This window comes from Pedobacter sp. BAL39, assembly GCF_000170795.1.
Classification (GTDB): domain Bacteria; phylum Bacteroidota; class Bacteroidia; order Sphingobacteriales; family Sphingobacteriaceae; genus Pedobacter.
In genome coordinates, this window is sequence record NZ_ABCM01000011.1 from 92153 (window position 1) to 110353 (window position 18201).

Annotated in this window: 19 protein-coding genes; 3 read left to right on the plus strand and 16 right to left on the minus strand. The window is 45.6% G+C overall.

Annotated elements, in window-relative coordinates; genetic code table 11:
• Positions 1-5: 5 nt before the first annotated feature.
• Both PBAL39_RS14940 and PBAL39_RS14945 read right to left on the minus strand, forming a co-directional pair.
• Positions 6-458, minus strand: a complete 453-nt coding sequence (locus tag PBAL39_RS14940) for a dCMP deaminase family protein (protein WP_008242959.1) — start codon at positions 456-458, stop codon at positions 6-8.
• 62 nt (positions 459-520) lie between these two features.
• Positions 521-2128 (minus strand): MFS transporter, encoded by a 1608-nt coding sequence (locus PBAL39_RS14945; RefSeq protein WP_008242961.1) that lies wholly within the window; start codon positions 2126-2128, stop codon positions 521-523.
• A 238-nt stretch (positions 2129-2366) separates the two neighbouring features.
• Between PBAL39_RS14945 and PBAL39_RS14950 the strand changes: the two genes are divergently transcribed.
• Positions 2367-2990, plus strand: coding sequence for a LysE family translocator (locus PBAL39_RS14950; protein ID WP_008242963.1), 624 nt, complete (start codon positions 2367-2369; stop codon positions 2988-2990).
• Between the two features lie 155 nt (positions 2991-3145).
• Here the strand turns inward: PBAL39_RS14950 and PBAL39_RS14955 are convergent, their stop codons facing one another.
• The 14 genes from PBAL39_RS14955 to ubiE all read right to left on the minus strand — a co-directional run bounded on the left by PBAL39_RS14955 (position 3146) and on the right by ubiE (position 16630).
• On the minus strand, positions 3146-5047 hold the full coding sequence (locus tag PBAL39_RS14955) for a class II glutamine amidotransferase (protein ID WP_008242966.1): 1902 nt from the start codon (positions 5045-5047) through the stop codon (positions 3146-3148).
• A gap of 111 nt (positions 5048-5158) precedes the next feature.
• A complete protein-coding gene (gene murI / locus PBAL39_RS14960; protein ID WP_008242968.1) occupies positions 5159-5989 on the minus strand; it encodes a glutamate racemase in 831 nt (276 codons plus the stop codon).
• 60 nt (positions 5990-6049) lie between these two features.
• Positions 6050-6607: an OmpH family outer membrane protein gene (locus PBAL39_RS14965; RefSeq protein WP_008242970.1), complete on the minus strand. Its 558-nt coding sequence runs from the start codon at positions 6605-6607 to the stop codon at positions 6050-6052.
• A gap of 44 nt (positions 6608-6651) precedes the next feature.
• Complete coding sequence (locus tag PBAL39_RS14970) at positions 6652-7182, minus strand: OmpH family outer membrane protein (RefSeq protein WP_008242972.1); 531 nt, start codon at positions 7180-7182, stop codon at positions 6652-6654.
• Positions 7183-7193: 11 nt separating this feature from the next.
• Positions 7194-9734, minus strand: a complete 2541-nt coding sequence (gene bamA / locus PBAL39_RS14975) for an outer membrane protein assembly factor BamA (protein ID WP_039866721.1) — start codon at positions 9732-9734, stop codon at positions 7194-7196.
• Between the two features lie 63 nt (positions 9735-9797).
• A complete protein-coding gene (locus PBAL39_RS14980) occupies positions 9798-10538 on the minus strand; it encodes an isoprenyl transferase (protein ID WP_008242976.1) in 741 nt (246 codons plus the stop codon).
• Positions 10539-10556: 18 nt separating this feature from the next.
• Complete coding sequence (locus tag PBAL39_RS14985) at positions 10557-11381, minus strand: DUF6089 family protein (protein WP_008242977.1); 825 nt, start codon at positions 11379-11381, stop codon at positions 10557-10559.
• Position 11382: 1 nt separating this feature from the next.
• The gene (locus PBAL39_RS14990) at positions 11383-12264 is read right to left on the minus strand and encodes an NAD kinase (protein WP_008242979.1); all 882 of its coding nucleotides are present in this window, start codon (positions 12262-12264) and stop codon (positions 11383-11385) included.
• Positions 12265-12273: 9 nt separating this feature from the next.
• A complete protein-coding gene (locus tag PBAL39_RS14995) occupies positions 12274-12936 on the minus strand; it encodes a CBS domain-containing protein (protein ID WP_008242981.1) in 663 nt (220 codons plus the stop codon).
• A complete protein-coding gene (locus tag PBAL39_RS15000; RefSeq protein WP_008242983.1) occupies positions 12936-13700 on the minus strand; it encodes an alpha/beta fold hydrolase in 765 nt (254 codons plus the stop codon). The genes PBAL39_RS14995 and PBAL39_RS15000 overlap by 1 nt, the downstream gene beginning before the upstream one ends.
• Positions 13701-13813: 113 nt before the next feature.
• A complete protein-coding gene (locus PBAL39_RS15005) occupies positions 13814-14260 on the minus strand; it encodes a GatB/YqeY domain-containing protein (protein ID WP_008242985.1) in 447 nt (148 codons plus the stop codon).
• 18 nt (positions 14261-14278) lie between these two features.
• Entirely contained in the window at positions 14279-15034 is a 756-nt protein-coding gene (locus PBAL39_RS15010; protein ID WP_008242987.1) for an SDR family NAD(P)-dependent oxidoreductase, read from the minus strand.
• A 60-nt stretch (positions 15035-15094) separates the two neighbouring features.
• On the minus strand, positions 15095-15838 hold the full coding sequence (locus tag PBAL39_RS15015) for an outer membrane beta-barrel protein (protein ID WP_039866722.1): 744 nt from the start codon (positions 15836-15838) through the stop codon (positions 15095-15097).
• 60 nt (positions 15839-15898) lie between these two features.
• The gene (gene ubiE / locus PBAL39_RS15020) at positions 15899-16630 is read right to left on the minus strand and encodes a bifunctional demethylmenaquinone methyltransferase/2-methoxy-6-polyprenyl-1,4-benzoquinol methylase UbiE (protein WP_008242991.1); all 732 of its coding nucleotides are present in this window, start codon (positions 16628-16630) and stop codon (positions 15899-15901) included.
• Between the two features lie 52 nt (positions 16631-16682).
• On the opposite strand from ubiE, the gene yihA reads away from it, so the two are divergent.
• Together yihA and PBAL39_RS15030 are read left to right on the plus strand one after the other, a co-directional pair.
• Positions 16683-17312: a ribosome biogenesis GTP-binding protein YihA/YsxC gene (gene yihA / locus PBAL39_RS15025; protein WP_008242992.1), complete on the plus strand. Its 630-nt coding sequence runs from the start codon at positions 16683-16685 to the stop codon at positions 17310-17312.
• Positions 17313-17324: 12 nt separating this feature from the next.
• On the plus strand, positions 17325-18197 hold the full coding sequence (locus PBAL39_RS15030) for a UbiA-like polyprenyltransferase (protein ID WP_039866724.1): 873 nt from the start codon (positions 17325-17327) through the stop codon (positions 18195-18197).
• Positions 18198-18201: the final 4 nt, after the last annotated feature.

The following is an 18201-nucleotide window of genomic DNA, read 5'->3' on the forward strand; positions in this document are numbered from 1 at the left end:
CAAAGTTAAGAAAACTTATTTACAGTCACACCGAACCTTCTTAAAAAATCTACCCCTTCATCACTCGCTAACCCCTTGTATTCAGCGTAGGAGTCTTTAAAATACACTAGCTTGATGCCCGACGATAAAATCAGGCGTGCGCAGGCGATGCAGGGAGAAAGCGTGGTGTATAAGGTAGAACCTTCAATTTTTGAGCCGTTCTTGGAAGCGTAGAGGATGGCATTCTCTTCCGCGTGTAAAGCCAGGGAGCAGCTGCCGCGGGAATCCCTGGCACATCCCGTCTCCGGCCATTCCTCATCGCAGTTGTGTGTTTCTGCGGGCGGGCCGTTATAACCGATAGAAATGATGCGTGTATCTTTAGTCAGCACGGCGCCAACATGTGCACGTACGCAGTGTGAACGTTCGGCAAGCTCTGATGCCAGGTTCATGAAGATGTGTTCGAAACTTGGTTTACTCATGGGTATATATAAAAAAAGGCTTCCCATATTTTGAATATGAGAAGCCCTTGAAGTATGATAAATTAGTGACCTCCTTCGGCCTCAATGCTTTCCACGTTGATGCCCTGACTTTTCAGGATTCCGCTCACTCTCCATGCGAAGAATACCAGGTAACTGAATCCAAGCACAGGGATAATGTAAGAGCTGTGGATGCCAATGCTGTCTGCCAGCTCACCCTGGATCGGCGGAATGATTGATCCGCCAAGGATCATCATGATCAGGAATGAAGAACCCTGACTGGTATATTTTTTCAGTCCGGTGATCGACAGTGCGAAGATGGAAGGCCACATGATTGAGCAGCACAGACCACCACTTACGAATGCAAAAATAGCAACCTCACCAGTGGTCAATAAACCGGTAATCATCGCCAGGGCGCCCAATGTACCGAAGATGGCCAGTGTTTTGGCCGGTTTCTCCTGACCAATAAAGAAGGCTACGATCATGACAGTGATACAGATGGCATAGACATATAGGTTACCCACATCCGTACCTGTCAGGTGGTTCACACCCAGGATCACACCAAAGGCCACAAAAGGAACAATTACAGTGGCAATGTTCCTGGCATTTTTAGATAAGTTAAATGCGCTGACCGCACCCGTCCAACGGCCGATCATCATACTTCCCCAATAAAGCGAAATGTACTGCTGAATCTCAGATTCTGCAAAACCGCCAAAATCCTTCAGGTTCAGCAAGGCACCCAGGTTACTCTGGATGGTTACCTCAGTACCTACATACATGAAGATGGCCAGCATACCCAATACCAGCTGAGGGTACTGCATCGCGCCCCATTTGGCAGGGTTTTCTTTTTTAACCGTAAATGCAAACAACAGGGCACCCACGATGATGACCAGTGAAGAATACACAAAGGTTGAGTTCGGGATACCTGTTAATTTCGATAACGGTGCTGCAGCAGCAACCATCAGGAATCCAAGGATCATCACTACCAGGGGACCGTTTGGTTTCGGGCTGGCTTCAATCTTCTCATCGCTGGTCACTTCAGGAAGTTTAGATACCGCGAAGAAGATCGCCACCGCCAGGAATAACCCTGCAAGGATATAATAAAGGTTATTAATGGAAGAAATCTCTACCGCTTTCGGAGCAGCATCACTTGCCGTACCAAATAAGATCACACTGACAATCACGGGGCCCATCAAGCCACCGAAGTTATTGATACCACCAGCAAGGTTCAGCCTGTGTGCACCACTTTCAGGTTCACCGAGGGCGACCACAAAAGGGTTGGCTGCAGTTTGCTGAAGGGAGAATCCGAGCGCAATCACAAAGAAAGTAAAGAGGATAAAGATAAATGCCCCCGAATGTACCGCCGGAATCATGAGCAGTGCTCCACCGGCCGAGATGACCAGACCTGCAATGATCCCTTTTTTATATCCGATTTTGTTGAGGATATCCACCTTACTGGCCTGCGAAGCAAAATACAAAATCAGGGATCCAATGAAGTATCCACCGTAGAATGTAAAGTCAATAAGCTGGGATTCAAACTGTGTTAAATTGAAGTGTGCCTTACAGAAAGGTATGAAGATACCATTTGATGCAGCCACAAAGCCCCAGAAAAAGAACACAGTGATGATTGTGTACAAAGCGGTGCCATAATTTTTTTGTGATTGTCGTTCCATATATTCGTTTAATAGTAATTTTAGTCCGCTAAACTTAAATAAAAAAAACTGTTTGCTAAAGTGTAATGTTTACACATCGCATGATTGCGGTATCTGCTTTTAAAGCGGCGGTTTAAATTGCCCCGTGCTGCCCCTTAAATGGCGGTAATTCCTAAATGCGGGCGGGGAAAGTATTGAAATAATAGGGATGATTTCATCTATAAAATCGCATATTAGCATAATTTTATACGTTAGGTAAATGTTTGAAACAATCGTACAGGGTATTGGGGCAGGAATTTTGTTTTCGTTTTTAACGGGTCCCGTATTCTTTTCAATGATAAAAACCAGTATTGAAAAAGGTTTCAAGGCTGGTTTCTCTTTAGCTGTGGGAGTGATTTTCAGTGATATCATTTTTATTACACTGACCATTTTCAGCTCACAGTTTGTGAACTACAAATCTGCTTACTTCCAGTACATCGGCCTTGTGGGAGGCTTGTTCCTCCTGGGCATCGGATGTTATTATCTTTTTAATAAAGTCAGGGTAAACTACGATGTTTCTGAAATCGCTAAGGTTAAAAAGCGCGGTTACATCTTAAAGGGATTCCTAATGTGCCTGTTATCCCCAACCACCTTAATGTTCTGGGTGATGGTAGGCGGCATCATCTCCGTGCAGCTGCACTATGACATGACGGAGAAAATCGTCTTTTTCGTGATGGCCATGGCTACCCAGCTTACCGTAGATGGATTTAAGACCTACTATGCCGCCAAACTGAGGTACAGGATCAAGGAAAAGAACATCCAGAACCTGAACCGCATTGCCGGAGCGGTGATCATCATCTTCGCCATCAGGCTGTTTATCGAAGTCATCACCAAACACTTTTAGTGTATCGCGCCAAACAATGAATCCACTGAATGGCATTTTCAATACGGTATCTCTACAGATATCAGCCAGATTTCCGCATGTATATACTAAAATCAAAAAAGCCGGCAGAATCAAATCCCGCCGGCTCATTAGCTATTAAAAAAAGCTGTACCTGATTAGTACGCCCTTTGGTTGTTACCTTCTTTCCAGTTCACAAAAGCCTTGTTTACCACTTTGTTACCGCCCGGAGTCGGGTAATTACCAGAGAAATACCAGTCTCCGGTATGATTTGGACAAGCTACGTGCAGGTTTTCCAATGTCTGGTAGATCACTTCGACTTCCGCATTGATGTTCTGCGGCGTAATGATTTTGGTGATCTGTGCTGAGATTTCTTCCTGTGTAAACGGTGCATAGATCTCTTTTACATAATTCACCATTTGTTCTTTCGGAAGCTCCAGTGAAGCCTTACACTTCTGATAAACCTCCTCAATCACATATTCCATTCCACGGGCTTTCAGCAATTGGATCGCTGCCTCGAATGCCACGAACTGACCCATTTTAGACATGTCAATACCATAACAATCCGGGTAACGGATCTGAGGTGCGGATGACACAATGATAATTTTCTTTGGGTGCAACCTGTCGATGATTTTGATGATGCTTTGTTTCAAGGTCGTTCCCCTTACAATAGAATCGTCGACCGCTACCAGGGTATCCGTATGATTTTTGATCACGCCGTAGGTTGTATCATAAACGTGGGCCACCATATCCTGACGGTCGGCATCCTGAGTGATGAATGTCCTGAGTTTAACATCCTTGATCGCCAGCTTTTCCACCCTTGGGTTCATCGACAATAGTTCATCAAGTTCTGTATCGCTCAGCTGGTCTTTACGGTGTAGTAAAGTTTCCTTTTGTACATTCCTGATATAGCTATGCAAGCCTTCCACCATTCCGTAGAAAGAAACCTCCGCTGTATTCGGAATAAAAGAAAACACTGTATTTTTTAAATCTGCACTTACAGACTTAAGGATCTGGTCGCAAAGCAGCGCCCCCAGGTGTTTACGTTCTCTATAGATCTCCGCATCACTTCCTCTGGAGAAGTAGATCCTTTCAAAAGAGCAGGCTCTTTTTTCAAGGGGCTCCCTGAATTCCTCCATGGTCACCTTTCCGCTTTTCTTCACAATCAGCGCCATTCCAGGTTCAATCTCTTTTACATCTCTGAATGGGATGTTAAAGGCTGTCTGAATGGCTGGCCTTTCAGAAGCAGCAACCACAATTTCATCATCTGCATAGTAGAATGCAGGTCTGATCCCCGCAGGGTCACGAAGTACGAAAGCATCTCCATTACCTACAATGCCGGAGATGGCATAACCACCATCCCAGTTTTTTGCCGAGCGGCGAAGGATCTTGGCAATGTCAAGCCCTTCAGATATTTTATGAGTGATCTGTACGTTATCCAGTCCCTCTTTTTTATAAGCATCAAAAAGCAATTGGTTCTCGTCATCCAGGAAGTGACCGATTTTCTCCAGCACCGTTACTGTGTCCGCTTTTTCTTTTGGATGTTGTCCAAGTTCATACAGCTGCTCCAGAAGCTCTTCCACATTGGTCATGTTGAAGTTACCGGCGATGACCAGGTTACGGGTCATCCAGTTGTTCTGACGTAAAAAAGGATGACAGTTTTCAATGCTGTTTTGGCCATGTGTTCCGTAGCGAAGGTGCCCAAGCAGCACCTCTCCAATAAAGCTCACATTGGATTTTAACCATTCTGCGTCCTGCATCAATTCAGGCGTTTCATTCTGGATACCTACAAATTTACTCTGTACATATCCGAAGATGTCAGCCACAGCATTTTGTGCCATGGAGCGGTACCTGCTGATGTATCGGTGTCCCGGTTTTACATCCAGTTTGATGGTCGCAATACCGGCACCATCCTGACCACGGTTGTGCTGTTTCTCCATCAAAAGATAGAGTTTATTCAGTCCGTAGAGGGTTGTACCGTATTTTTCCTGGTAGTATGAGAGAGGTTTTAAAAGGCGGATAAAGGCAATTCCGCATTCATGCTTGATCGAGTCGCTCATGGGTGTGTTGTTTGAAGCCGCAAATTTACCGTTAATAATGATCAGAACCTAGAAAGAAATAAGTTTGAATGTAAAATGATGCGGTAGTGACTTTGAGGGATTATCCAACCCCTACACACACAGTTCGATATGTTGTGAGGCCACCTCAGCGCCAAAAAAGATAGAGGCCTGCTGATCAAAAACCGAAGTATCTCCGGAAGTAAAAAAGCGCATCTCCCGATCCCGGGCAAGACGGTCCTTCATCTCAGGATGGCGCTCCAGGTAATCCACCAGGCTATCTGCAACAATCTCTCCCTGCCCCAGCAGCGCTACCTTTTCGGGCAGCAGGGCCCGCAGTTTGGGGATGAGCAAAGGATAATGCGTGCAGGCCAGCAGGATGCAGTCTATCGCATCATCTTTGGCCAGCAGCTGGCCGAGGTACTTCTTCAGGAAATAATCAGCCCCCTCATGAATGTGTTCATTGTTTTCAATCAAGGGCACCCACAGCGGACAGCTCTGCTGCAGCACCTTAATCTCCGGGAAAAACTTAGCCACTTCAATCAGGTAAGATTCCGACTTTACTGTACCCCGGGTGCCCATGACGCCAATCGTTCTGCTGTTGCTGTAATTTCCCACCACCTCTGCTGTAGGACGGATCACACCAAGCACCCTGCGGTCAGGATATTTGAAGGGCAGCACTTTTTGCTGAATACTGCGCAAGGCCTTTGCCGAGGCCGTATTACAGGCAAGGATCACCAGAGGACATCCCTGGCCAAAGAGCCATTCCACACACTCCAGCGTATAGCGGTACACCGTCTCAAAGGAGCGGTCGCCATAGGGCGCCCTGGAGTTGTCGCCCAGATAAATATAATTGTACTGAGGCAGCTTTTGTGCGATGGACTTAAATACCGTCAAACCGCCGAAACCGGAATCAAAAATGCCTATGGACTGTGAAATGTTCATGATAAAAAAACGGGATGGCGTATCGTAACACCATCCCGCAATTTAATATTTTAATTCTAATTATTTCTTAGGGGCTGCTGCTGTAGCAGAGATACCCAATTTAGCTTTCACTGTTGCGGTGATGTCATCACCACCTTCCCAGTATACCAAAGCCTGATTTGCAGTATCAAAAACGTAAGCAAATCCTTTTTCTTTAGAAACAGCTTTGATGGCTGCATCAGCTTTCACCTGAATTGGGTTGAACAGCTCAGCATTTTTAGCTTCCATTTCCTGTTGTGCTTTAGCCCTTGCATCTTCGATACGTTTCTGCAGGTCCTGAAGTTCAACACCTGCGGCCTGTAGTTCTTTACCTACTACTTCTTTGTTGGCTTCACTCATTGTTTTTTGTTTCGCTTCAGCTGCCTGTAGCTTCACCTGATACTCGGAGATCATTTTCTCGATATCAGCCTGTTTCGTTTTCCCGAATGCCTCTAGTTTGGTTCTCGCATCTTTAACTTCTGGCATCGCTTCAATAATTTCTGCAGAGTTCAGGTGTGCGAATTTCTGTTGTGCATTTGCAATGTTTGCAGTAAACAATAAGCCCGCTGCTACAAAAAATGCGTTAATTAACTTTCTCATCTCTAATTGTCTTATTAATTGTTTTTACTTATTTGTGTGTTTGTCTATTTTACTAAAGTACCTGGTTTGTAGCCAAGCTGTTTGATCACATCGTTGCTCACATCATAATTGCTGCTGGCATAGATCATCATTGTTGCTTCACTGCTTTTGTCGAAGATGAAGTCAAGATACTTCGCTTTGGCCACATCAGCAATTACTTTTGTCACTTTATCCTGAATCGGGTTCAGCAGTTTGGTGCGCGACTGGAACAGTTCTCCGTCCGGACCAAAAATGCGGCGTTGAAAATCTTTCGCTTCTTTTTCCTTTTCAATGATATCGTTCTCTCTGCGTTTGCGCATGTCTTCAGTCAGCAATACCTGATCTGCCTGATACGCTTTATACATTTTGTCGATCTCGACAAAATTGTTGTCTACCTGTCCCTGCCATTGTTCCGACAATACGTTCAGCTGGCTTAATGCAGATTTGTATTCCGGCAGATGTTTCAGGATATATTCGGTATCCACATAGGCAAACTTCTGTGCGAAAGCGCCCATGCAGGTGAACATCAAAAAGCAGATTAAAATATATTTCTTCATATTCTTCAAAATTAAAATCCTCCGAGCTGCTGTGCAATACTGAAGGTGAAGGACTGTTTACCACCATCCGTAACACCTGGAATCTTATCAAACGGAATACCGTAATCGATTCCCAGCAATCCAAATATCGGTAAAAATATCTTGGCACCAAAACCAGCAGACCTTCTTACGTTAAAAGGATTGAATTCAGAGAAGTTGTTCCAGGTATTACCACCCTCAGCGAAGGCAACGAGGAAGGCCGTGGCCGACTGGCTCGCAATCACCGGGTATCTCAATTCCACCACGTACTTACTAAAGATCGGGCTACCGGACTGCTGTGCGATCTGCACGTTAGATCCATCAGGAATTACCGAGTTGTTGGCATAACCACGCATCGCGATCAGCTCTGAACCCTGCAGGAAGTCAAAGCCCTGCATACCATCACCCCCCAGTTTGAAACGCTCGAAGGCAGGATCACCAACCGCTTTGTTATACGACCCCAGGAATCCGAACTGTGCCTGTGCTTTTACGACAAACTTACCAGCAAGTTTGTGGAACCATTGTCCCTCAAATTTCCATTTGTGGTACTCTGTAAATTTATAGAACTCTTTATCAGAAGCGGTCTCATAATTGGTTTTGTTCAGCAGGGAATACGGAGGTGTTGCCTGGATCGTAAACCTGAAGTAAGAACCACCAACAGGGAAAATTGGGGAGTCCCTGGAATCCCTGCTCAGCTCCTGTGATAAGCTGATGTTATATGAGGTACCCGTATTGAATTTATACCCCGGATAGTTGTTCAGTATGTACTGCTGGAAGCTCACTGCATGTGTCAGCTGGAAGTAGTTGTCCGGGAACTTCAACATACGACCCAGACTTACAGTTACCCCGTTTAACCTGATGCGCTGCTGATTGATGTTGTCATCTTTATAACCATTCGACTGCAATGACGTGAAGGCACTCACCCCGAAGCTGACTGGTTTTTTACCACCCAACCATGGCTCCGAGAAGGAGAAGCTGTAAGACTGGTAGTATTTACCATTCGTCTGTCCACGTAAGCTCAGCTTCTGCCCGTCACCTTTAGGAAGCGGTTTGTAAGCCGTTCCGTTGAACAGGTTTTTCAATGAGAAGTTATTGAAAGTCAATCCGAGTGTACCGATGATGTTACCACCACCAAAACCACCAGAAAGCTCCACCTGATCCGAAGGTTTCTCTTCTACGGTGTATTCAATGTCTACTGTTCCATCTGCCGGGTTCGGTTTAGGCACAGGGTTCGTTTTCGACTCGTCAAAGTTACCCAGCTGGCCGATGTCACGCACGGTACGGATCAGCAATTCCTTAGAGAAGAACTCTCCCGGTTTTGTACGGATCGCACGACGTACCACACGGTCGTTGGTAATGGTGTTACCTTTTACTGTGATGCGGTTGTTCACATACTGAGGACCTTCATAAATGCGCATCTCTACGTCGATAGTATCCCCATAGATCCTTGTTTGTACCGGATCCACGTTGAACGTCAGGTAACCATCATTCAGATAAAGACTGGATACGTCATCACTACTTGCACTACCTCTCAATTTTTTCTCTAATTTCTCTTCGCTGAAGACCTCTCCTTTTTCAATACCAAGCACACGCTCCAGGAAGTCCGCTTTATACTTGGCATTACCTACCCAGTTGATGTTACCCATGTAATATTTCGGCCCCTCAAAAAGGTCTATCTTGATGCCTACCGACTTATCATTGTACTGATAGATACTGTCTTTAAGGATGGTCGCATCGCGGTATCCCTTATCCTGCATTTTCGCGACAAGCGTCTTTTTATCCTCATCATATTTCTCCTTGTTGAACTTTCCGGAACCGAAAATCTTATAGAAAGCCTGCTGATGCGTTTTCTTCAGGAACTTACGCAGTTTGGCCGCGCTGAAGTCCTGATTTCCCGTAAACTTGATCTCATGAACTTTCACCTTTCTGCCCTTGTCCACATTCACCTCCAGGATCACATTGTTCTCCTCATTAGGATCAGGTTTACTTTGGTAAGACACTGAGGTAAAGAAATATCCCTTCTCAAGCAAAAACTTTTTGATGGTCGAGGTTGTTGTATTGTACAAATTATCATTGATGATGGACTTGCCGGCTTTTCCGTTCAGTTTTTCGAGGATGTCGGTCCTTTGGGACTTGCTCACCCCTTTGATGTCAAAAGAAGTCAGACGGGGGCGTTCCACCACCTGGATATCAAAATACACAGAGTCGTCAGTCAGTTTGGTGATGTCCAGCTGGATGTCATCAAACAGGCCCTGCTCCCATAACGTTTTGATGGCATTGGCAGTAGCTTCTCCAGGGAGCACGATGCGGTCTCCTTTAATCAGTTTGGAGAGGGTGATGATCACGTCTTTGTCAAGATATTTAGTCCCGGTCAGGGTAACATCAGCGATGGTATACTCTTTGGGGTTAAAATAATCCAGGTCCGTACCATTAACTTTTAATGAAGGAGTTGCGGGATTGGACTTGGGACGGATCTGTGCCATTGACGGTAAGCCGATCAATAACAATAATATGAGTTGATATATTCTTTTCATTTACAATCTAAAAATCGATGCTAAGTTAATTTAAACACATGTTAAAAAGTGTTAAAAGTAAAATTAGTTCAATTGTTCACTAATTTTACCGAAGCGGCGTTCGCGCTTTTGGTAGTCTACGATGGCCTCAAAAAGGTCTTCTCTTTTGAAGTCAGGCCAAAGGGTTTCGGTAAAATAAAGCTCTGTATAAGCCATCTGCCATAACAGGAAATTACTCACCCGGTGTTCCCCGCTGGTCCTGATCATGAGCTCCGGATCAGGGATGTTTGTAGTGGTCAGCTGGCTGGCGAAGTTTTCTTCAGTAATCTCATCAATATTGATTTCCTGATCTTTAACTTTTTTCGCCAGTTTCCTTGCGGCCTCCAGGATTTCCCATTTCGCACTATAGCTCAGCGCCAGGGTAAGCGTACATCTGGTATTGCCGGCAGTATTGTCCATTGCGCTTTTGAGGTCATCGATACACTTCTGCGGAAGTGAAGCAATGTCGCCGATGGCATTCAGTCTGATGTTGTTCTTGTTGAGTGTTGGTGTTTCCTGGTTGATGGTGGAGATGAGCAGTTCCATCAGCATGTTGACTTCTTCAGGAGGCCTATTCCAGTTTTCAGTGGAAAATGCATACACAGTAAGGTATTTAATGCCAATATCTGCACATCCTTCCACGATATCCTTTAATGATAACACACCGCTTTCATGGCCAAAATGTCTGAATTTACCTTGATTTTTTGCCCATCGACCATTGCCATCCATGATGATCGCAATGTGCTCCGGCAGCCGTGTTGTGTCAATTTGTTCTTTAAATCCCATTTATAAATGCAAATATGCTTAAAATGTATAACATTTTTGGGACACAAAGGTATAAGATATGCCAATACCTACAAACATATATGTATCTCTTTTTCTAAAATCGCCTCTTTGCCGCCCCGGAAGGCCATCAGCTGAGCCTGAGGGATTTGAAAGCAAGTTACGCGTAGCCCTCAATTGTATCGAATCGTCTGCCGGCCAGTTTGCCGGATCCGCATACCTGTTGCCTACATCATCCAGATAGTCAGTATAGGCAGTGCGGTAACCGATCTGGGAAAACAGGCCCCAGTTTTCTTTTAGCCGGACTTTAACCCCTGCCCCATAAGGAACCGTCAGTGCATAATTACGGTAAGGCTGCGGCTGCCCTTCGGTGCGGTAAAACCTAAGTCTGAAGGTTTCGGCACGCTCCGTTTCAGGGTTGACATAGGTTGCACGCGGACTAAAAAACACACCTCCAAGCCCGGTATACAGGTAAGGGGTGATGCGTTTTGTACCACCACCAGCAAAGTACTCCAGAAAGTTAAAGTCTACCTGCACCGTCACCTCGTTGAGTGCCGTGCTGAAGTTCAGTCCACGGTTGCGGAACTGCTCATTTTCTGAGTCCAGGTCGTCCCCTTTGATCTTGCCGAAGTTGTAATGCAAGCCTACCGCCCAGTAAGGGTCGAGGTTAAGCTTCACGAAAGCACCGGCGGCAATGCCACTGAGTTTAAAGTGATTGGTTTGATTGAGATCCCCGATGTAACCGGCTCCTCCCCCCATCAGCCCCAGCTCCAGGTTCTGCGCAGAGACATCCGCCCAAATGAAGGAAATGGCAAGAAGAGAGAAAATCCGTTGTTTGTATCCCATTTTAATAGTTCCGGGTATCTATACCCCACAGTAATTTATTCCTTAACGTCTTCAGGTAGCTTTCGTTATTGAGCCTGATCAAATTTACATGAAAACCTGCTTTGTTTAAAGTTATTTTTACTGAGCGGTCTACCGTCTCCGTTCTGGAGTCGCAGGAAACCAGGAATTTCGCACTCCTTGCCTCCACCTCAAAGGTCAGCGACACATCGTCAGGGATGATCACAGGGCGTACATTCAGGTTGTGCGGCGCAATGGGGGTGATCACAAAATTCTGGGAACTAGGAAAGATGATGGGACCGCCGCAGCTCAGCGAATATGCTGTAGAACCAGTAGGCGTGGCAATGATCAGCCCATCCGCCCAGTAGGAATTCACAAACTCATCATTCATATAGGCATGGATAATCATCATCGCTGACTTATCCCTCCTGTGGATGGTGATGTCATTCAAAGCGAAGTTCTCTTCTCCAAAAAGGTGGTGTTTAGATTCCAGGCTCAGCAGCGAACGCTTGTCGAGGGAAAACTCCTTATTTTGAAGGGCCACAATGGCCTTTCTGATTTCATCTTTGTTGATGCTGGCCAGGAAACCCAGCCTGCCGAAATTGATCCCGATGACAGGGATTCCGGAGTCCCGGATAAGCGATAGCGTATCGAGCAGCGTCCCATCACCACCAAGGCTGATGAGTACATCCGCCTGCCCTACCAGACCTGCGTGGTCAGTAAAGCCGGCAACTCCTTCCGGAAGTTTAATTTTATCATTTATAAAATCAAGGTATTCCTGATAAACAAGAATGGGAATATTGAGGTCGCCAAGCGCATCAAACACCTCCTGTACATGAGGTAAGACACTGTTGTTGAATGCTCTACCGTAAATTGCAGTTCTCATTTATTGGGATTAGACGTTTAGATAATTCATAAATGAATTATATCTGTCTTCGGTGCCATTGTCAGAAATGGTGCTGTTAAACACAGCTTTCACCTGGTAGTTGTACCGCTCAAAAGAAGCGATGATACCCGACAGTTCGGTTTTATTGATTTTAAGGGTAATTTCGATCTTCGTAGAGTCAGGAAATGATTGTACGTAAGACGAGAGGATTTGCGCATTGTCCGCTTCCACAATCTGCGCCATGTGTGCCAGGCTGTTGTTGCGGTTGCTGATTTCCAGCACGATGATCCCTCCAGGTTCTTTAACCGCATAAATATCGGCCGTATATTCCAGAAGGCTGTTTACAGTAATCAGTCCGAGGTAATTCTTTTTATAATCCAACACCGGTACAATCGACAGCTGCAGCTGGTTAAACAGCCTGATGATGTCGTATACGTGAGCATCTTCATAGACAAAAGGGTTCAGGATGGATAAGGGCAGGCTGCTGATTTCCTGATCTGCCGACCGGACTTCAATCAGTTCTTCTTCAGCCAGGAGGCCCAGGAAAAGGTTGTCATTAACGATGGGCAGGTGAAACAATTTGAACTCAGTCATCCTTTCCAAAGCCTTCTGTACAGTGTCAGAGGTTTTCAGTGCGGGGATGACGTTCGATATGAGTTCAGATGCAAACATTATTTCAGTAATATTCTATTTAAAAATTTCTCCAGGTATTCATTAAATTCTACCGGGCGCTCCATCATCGGGGCGTGCCCACATTGATCTACCCAGTTCAATTCAGAATTGGGAAGCAACTCATGAAACTCATCAGCCACATCCGGTGGTGTTACCTTATCCTGTTTTCCCCAGATCAAAGACACGGGGATGGTAATCTTGGACAGGTCTTTGGACATGTTGTGCCTGATTGCCGACTTGGCCAATGCCAGGATGCGGATCACGCGTGAGCGGTCATTCACAGTTTTAAACACATCATCCACCAGTTCTTTGGTGGCTGTTGCAGGATCGTAGAAGGTAAATGCAACCTTCTCACGAATATACTCGTAATTTTCACGTTTCGGAAAGGAACCGCCAAAAGCATTCTCGTATAAACCAGAGCTGCCCGTCAGCACCAATGCCTTTACATGTTCCTGATGCGCTACAGTAAATACCAGGCCAACGTGCCCTCCCAGTGAATTTCCGATCAGCACTACCTGGCCCAGCTTCTTAAATTTGAGGAATTTGTTAATGTATTTCGATAAACTCTTTACACCTAAGGTCAGGATCGGCAATTCATAAATCGGGAGTATAGGAACCAACACATTATAGTTGGCTTTGAAATGATCAATCGTGGCTTCCCAGTTGCTCAATTCGCCCATTAAACCATGAAGTAATACCAGGGTCTCACCTTTTCCAGCTTCTATATATTTAAACCCATCTTCTTCTATTACTTCGTATTTCATATTAAGTGTTAAGTAAGGTAATGCTACTAAGTTAGTAGAGTAAATTAAAATTAATGTAATTTAAAACATAATTTTTCGAACGTAGGTTTAAACACACAAATAATCAGCACATTCTATGCCAATTGCGTCTTCACCACTTCGGCAATCAGTTTACCATCTGCCTTTCCGGCAAGTTCCTTATTTGCAAGTCCCATTACCTTTCCCATGTCCTTCACAGAGGAAGCACCAGAATCGGCGATAATCTTGGTCACTACTTTTTCAATCTCTGTCTTGTCCAGCTGCTGTGGCATGAAACCGCTGATCACCTCAATCTCTTCTTCTTCCACGGTACTCAGGTCTTCACGGCCTTGTTGTTTATAGATGTCGGCCGACTCCTTACGCTGTTTCACCAGCTTCTGCAGGATTTTCAATTCGGTTTCTTCTGTAATTTCTTCTGTCGAACCTTTTTCAGTTTTTGCCAGTAACAAAGCGGCTTTGATCGCTCTTAAGCCCCTCAACTGCACCGCATTTTTTGCGAGCATTGCTTTTTTGATCTCCTGATCTATCGTAGTTGATATCATTATATTTTCAGCTTTGAATTAATTCCTTTTTACAATTGCAGCTGTTGCCTGTGCTGCAGGCATGATCAGCATATCGTTAATGTTGACATGTGCAGGACGGCTGACTGCAAACCAGATGGCTTCGGCGATGTCGTTGGCCATTAAAGGCTCCAGTCCGTCATACACCTGTTTCGCTCGGTCCTCATCCCCTTTAAACCGGACTTTGGAGAATTCTGTTTCCACCATTCCCGGGTTGATGGCCGTCACCTTGATGCCATGAGGCAGCAGGTCGATCCTCATTCCTTTATTCAGGGCATCCACTGCGTGTTTTGTCGCACAGTAGACATTCCCATTCGGGTAAACTTCCTGTCCCGCGATAGAGCCAATGTTGATGATGTGTCCTTTTTTATGGGTAGTCATCCAGTTGGAGACAATCCTGGTCACGTAAAGCAATCCTTTCACGTTGGTATCAATCATCCGGTCCCAGTCGCCGGTATCCCCTTTATCAATCGGGTCCAGTCCCTGGCTCAGTCCGGCATTGTTGATCAGCACATCCACACTTTTCCATTCTTCCGGCAGCGCTTCAAGGCCACTGGTCAGTTCCTCCTGCACCCTTACATCCGCTACCAGCGTCTTCACTTCCACCGCATACTTATCTGCAAGGTGTTTCGCCTCGGTCGTCAGCAGGTTTTCTCTTCTGGCCACCAGGATCAGCTGATATCCCTGAGCGGCAAACAAATGTGCACATGCAGCGCCAATACCTGACGTTGCTCCCGTAATTAATGCGATTTTCATTTTTTATTCTTTATTGATACCGATTGCTGAACAAAGCTATGTTTTTTTTTAACAGCGCTACTACTCAAAAAATAAACTGAAAGTCACGTGACGCAACATTAATTTATCAATCGGGTAAGAGTAGATGTGCGGAGCTTCATCTTTCAGAAGGCTCTTCATGGAGTACGACAGCTTTATTTCCGGCGACATCTTAAAGTATTCAAAGTAAAGGTCAAAGCCGATTCCTCCTTCATAAGAAAGGAAGTTGCGCCGGTTGTTGAGGAACTTCTCCATCGGGTCGGTCACCAGGCTGTTGTCTGACTTCTTTTTAGAAGAGATGTCGGTGGACAGCTTCGCCCCTCCCATCATGTATGCACGGAAGTTGTTTCTTCTGTTGGACTTCAGCTTAAGGCTCAGGGGAAGCTCCACCACGGTGGTCTGTGTTTTACGCTCAAAGGGAAGGCCCGCAAAGGTACCATCTTCAAAATCATACCTCGAGATGCGGTCGTTGAACACCAACCCCGGCGTCAGTCGCAGGTCCATGTTGTCGTTGATGCGCTGGTTTACCACAAATCCGATCCCGAAACCCGGCGATCCAGCTGAAGAAATAGACCTCAAAGAATCAGGTATGTCACTGCTGCGCTCCGGATCCGGAAAAGCAGACCTCCAGTAGGGCTTCTTCAGGATTTTGTATTCCGAGGAAATGTATTGAAAGGTAAATCCAAAGTGCAGGTCAGTATCGTCAATACCGCCGCCCCAATTCTGAGCCTTAGCCGTCATGACCGCTAAAAAACAAGAACAAAAGAGCAGGCTTTTTAATTTCATCTGGTAATTTCTTTATTTCTTCCGATGGACGACGGACACAATATACTCAATTGGCTTTATTTATTTCGTTCCCGTATAGATGGCGCAGATGCCGAAGGTAAGCCTGATGTCTGTAGCCTGCTTAAAGCCCACTTTGGTCATCAGCGTGTTAAAAGCTTCCCCATCAGGAAAAGCAGCAACCGATTCCGGCAGGTATTCATAAGCCCTGTTGTCTTTTGAAAATATCTTTCCAAATACCGGAGTAACGTATTTAAAGTAAAAGTTGTACAGCTGCTTGATTGGAAATTTCCTTGGTTTTGAGAATTCCAGTACGATGATTTTTCCGCCGGGTTTCAATACGCGGAACATATCAGCAATACCCTTTTCCAGGTTTTCATAATTTCTCACTCCAAAGGCCACCGTGATGGCGTCAAAATGATTGTCATCAAACTGCAGCCCTTCAGAATCCCCCAGTTGCACTGAAAATACCGACCCCAGGTTCCGCTCTGCAATCTTCTTACGGGCTACATCCAGCATCCCCTCGGAGATGTCCACGCCGACGATCTTCTCCGGTTTCAGGATCTTGATCGACTCAAAAGCGAAGTCGCCGGTACCTGTAGCTACATCCAGCATCACCCTTGGTTGTATGGACTTGAGCATCCTGATCGCCTTTTTTCGCCATAAGATGTCAATGCCCAAAGACATAAAGTGATTCAGGAAATCGTAAGTACCCGATATGTTATTAAACATGCTGGCAACCTGTTCCTTCTTTGTTGCAGTCTCGGATTGGTAAGGAGTAATCTTTTCGTTCATGGTAAGCGGCAAAGATAAGTATTGTTGAAAACTAATTTTCTACCTTTGTCAAATGATTATAAAATCAGCAACATTTATTTGCAGTAATACAAAGGTTTCAGCGCTGCCTGTTGCCAACATGCCGGAATACGCCTTTATCGGGCGTTCTAACGTAGGAAAGTCCTCCCTGATCAATATGCTGGTGAACCAGCACGGACTGGCAAAGACTTCACAGCGGCCAGGAAAAACACAGCTCATCAACCATTTTCTGATCAATGAGAAGTGGTATATCGTCGATTTACCGGGTTATGGTTATGCCAAGGTATCCAAAAACAGCCGCGAGAAATGGGAAAAGTTCATCCGCAACTACATCACCAAGAGAGAAAGCCTGCAGTGTGTGTTTGTGCTGATCGACAGCAGGCTGGAGCCGCAGAAGATCGATCTTGAGTTTTGCTGCTGGATGGGAGAGATCCAGATCCCCTTTGCGCTGATCTTCACCAAGGCCGATAAGCAATCGAAGGTGAAAACCGACCAGAACGTGGCAGCTTTCAAGAAGGCCCTTGGAGGATGGTTTGAAGAGATCCCACCTTATTTCGTCACTTCTGCGGAGAAAGCCCTGGGCCGTGATGAAGTGCTGAAGTTCATCTCTGATGTCAACCTTGACTTTGCCATGCCTATCCTAGATAACCATACAGACTTATAAGTTCATCCATACATGAAGAAGTATTTTTCATTGGTGCTGTTCGCCCATTCGATTTTTGCATTGCCTTTCGCGATGATCGGCTTTTTTCTGGGGGTCACCACCACCTCGAGCCCTTTCAACTGGTGGCTGTTTGTTGCCGTGATCCTTTGCATGGTCTTTGCCCGAAATTCGGCAATGGCCTTCAACAGGTACCTCGACCGGGACATTGACGCCAAAAACCCGCGTACGCAAATGCGTGATATTCCCGCGGGAAGGATTTCCGCCAATGAAGCGCTGCTGTTTGTCATCATCAATTGTGTGTTGTTCATCATCACCACGTACTTTATCAATAACCTTTGTTTTTATCTGTCGCCGGTAGCATTATTTGTCGTGCTCTTCTACAGCTACACCAAAAGGTTTACTGCATTGTGCCATATGGTACTTGGCCTTGGTCTTTCCCTGGCTCCTATCGGTGCTTATATTGCCGTTACCGGCGCTTTCAGCATCGTTCCAGTACTCTACTCCTTCGCGGTATTGTTCTGGACCGGGGGTTTCGACATCATATATGCGCTGCAGGATGAAGATTTCGACAGAGGTGAAAAGCTACATTCCATTCCCGCCACCCTGGGTATCAAAAATGCCTTACGCCTGTCGGTAGTCCTGCATGTATTTTCGGCCCTCTGCGTGTTCATCCCGATCCTGCTGACACCGCACAACTTCAGCTGGTTCTATTATGTGGGTGTGGTTTTCTTCTGCATCATGCTCATCTATCAGCACCTGTTGGTAAAACCGAACGACATCAGCAGGGTGAACCGTGCTTTTGCCACTGCAAACGGTTATGCTTCTGCAGTATTTGCCATCTGTTTCCTTATTGACGCCTTTTTAAGAACAAACTATCACTTCTAATCTT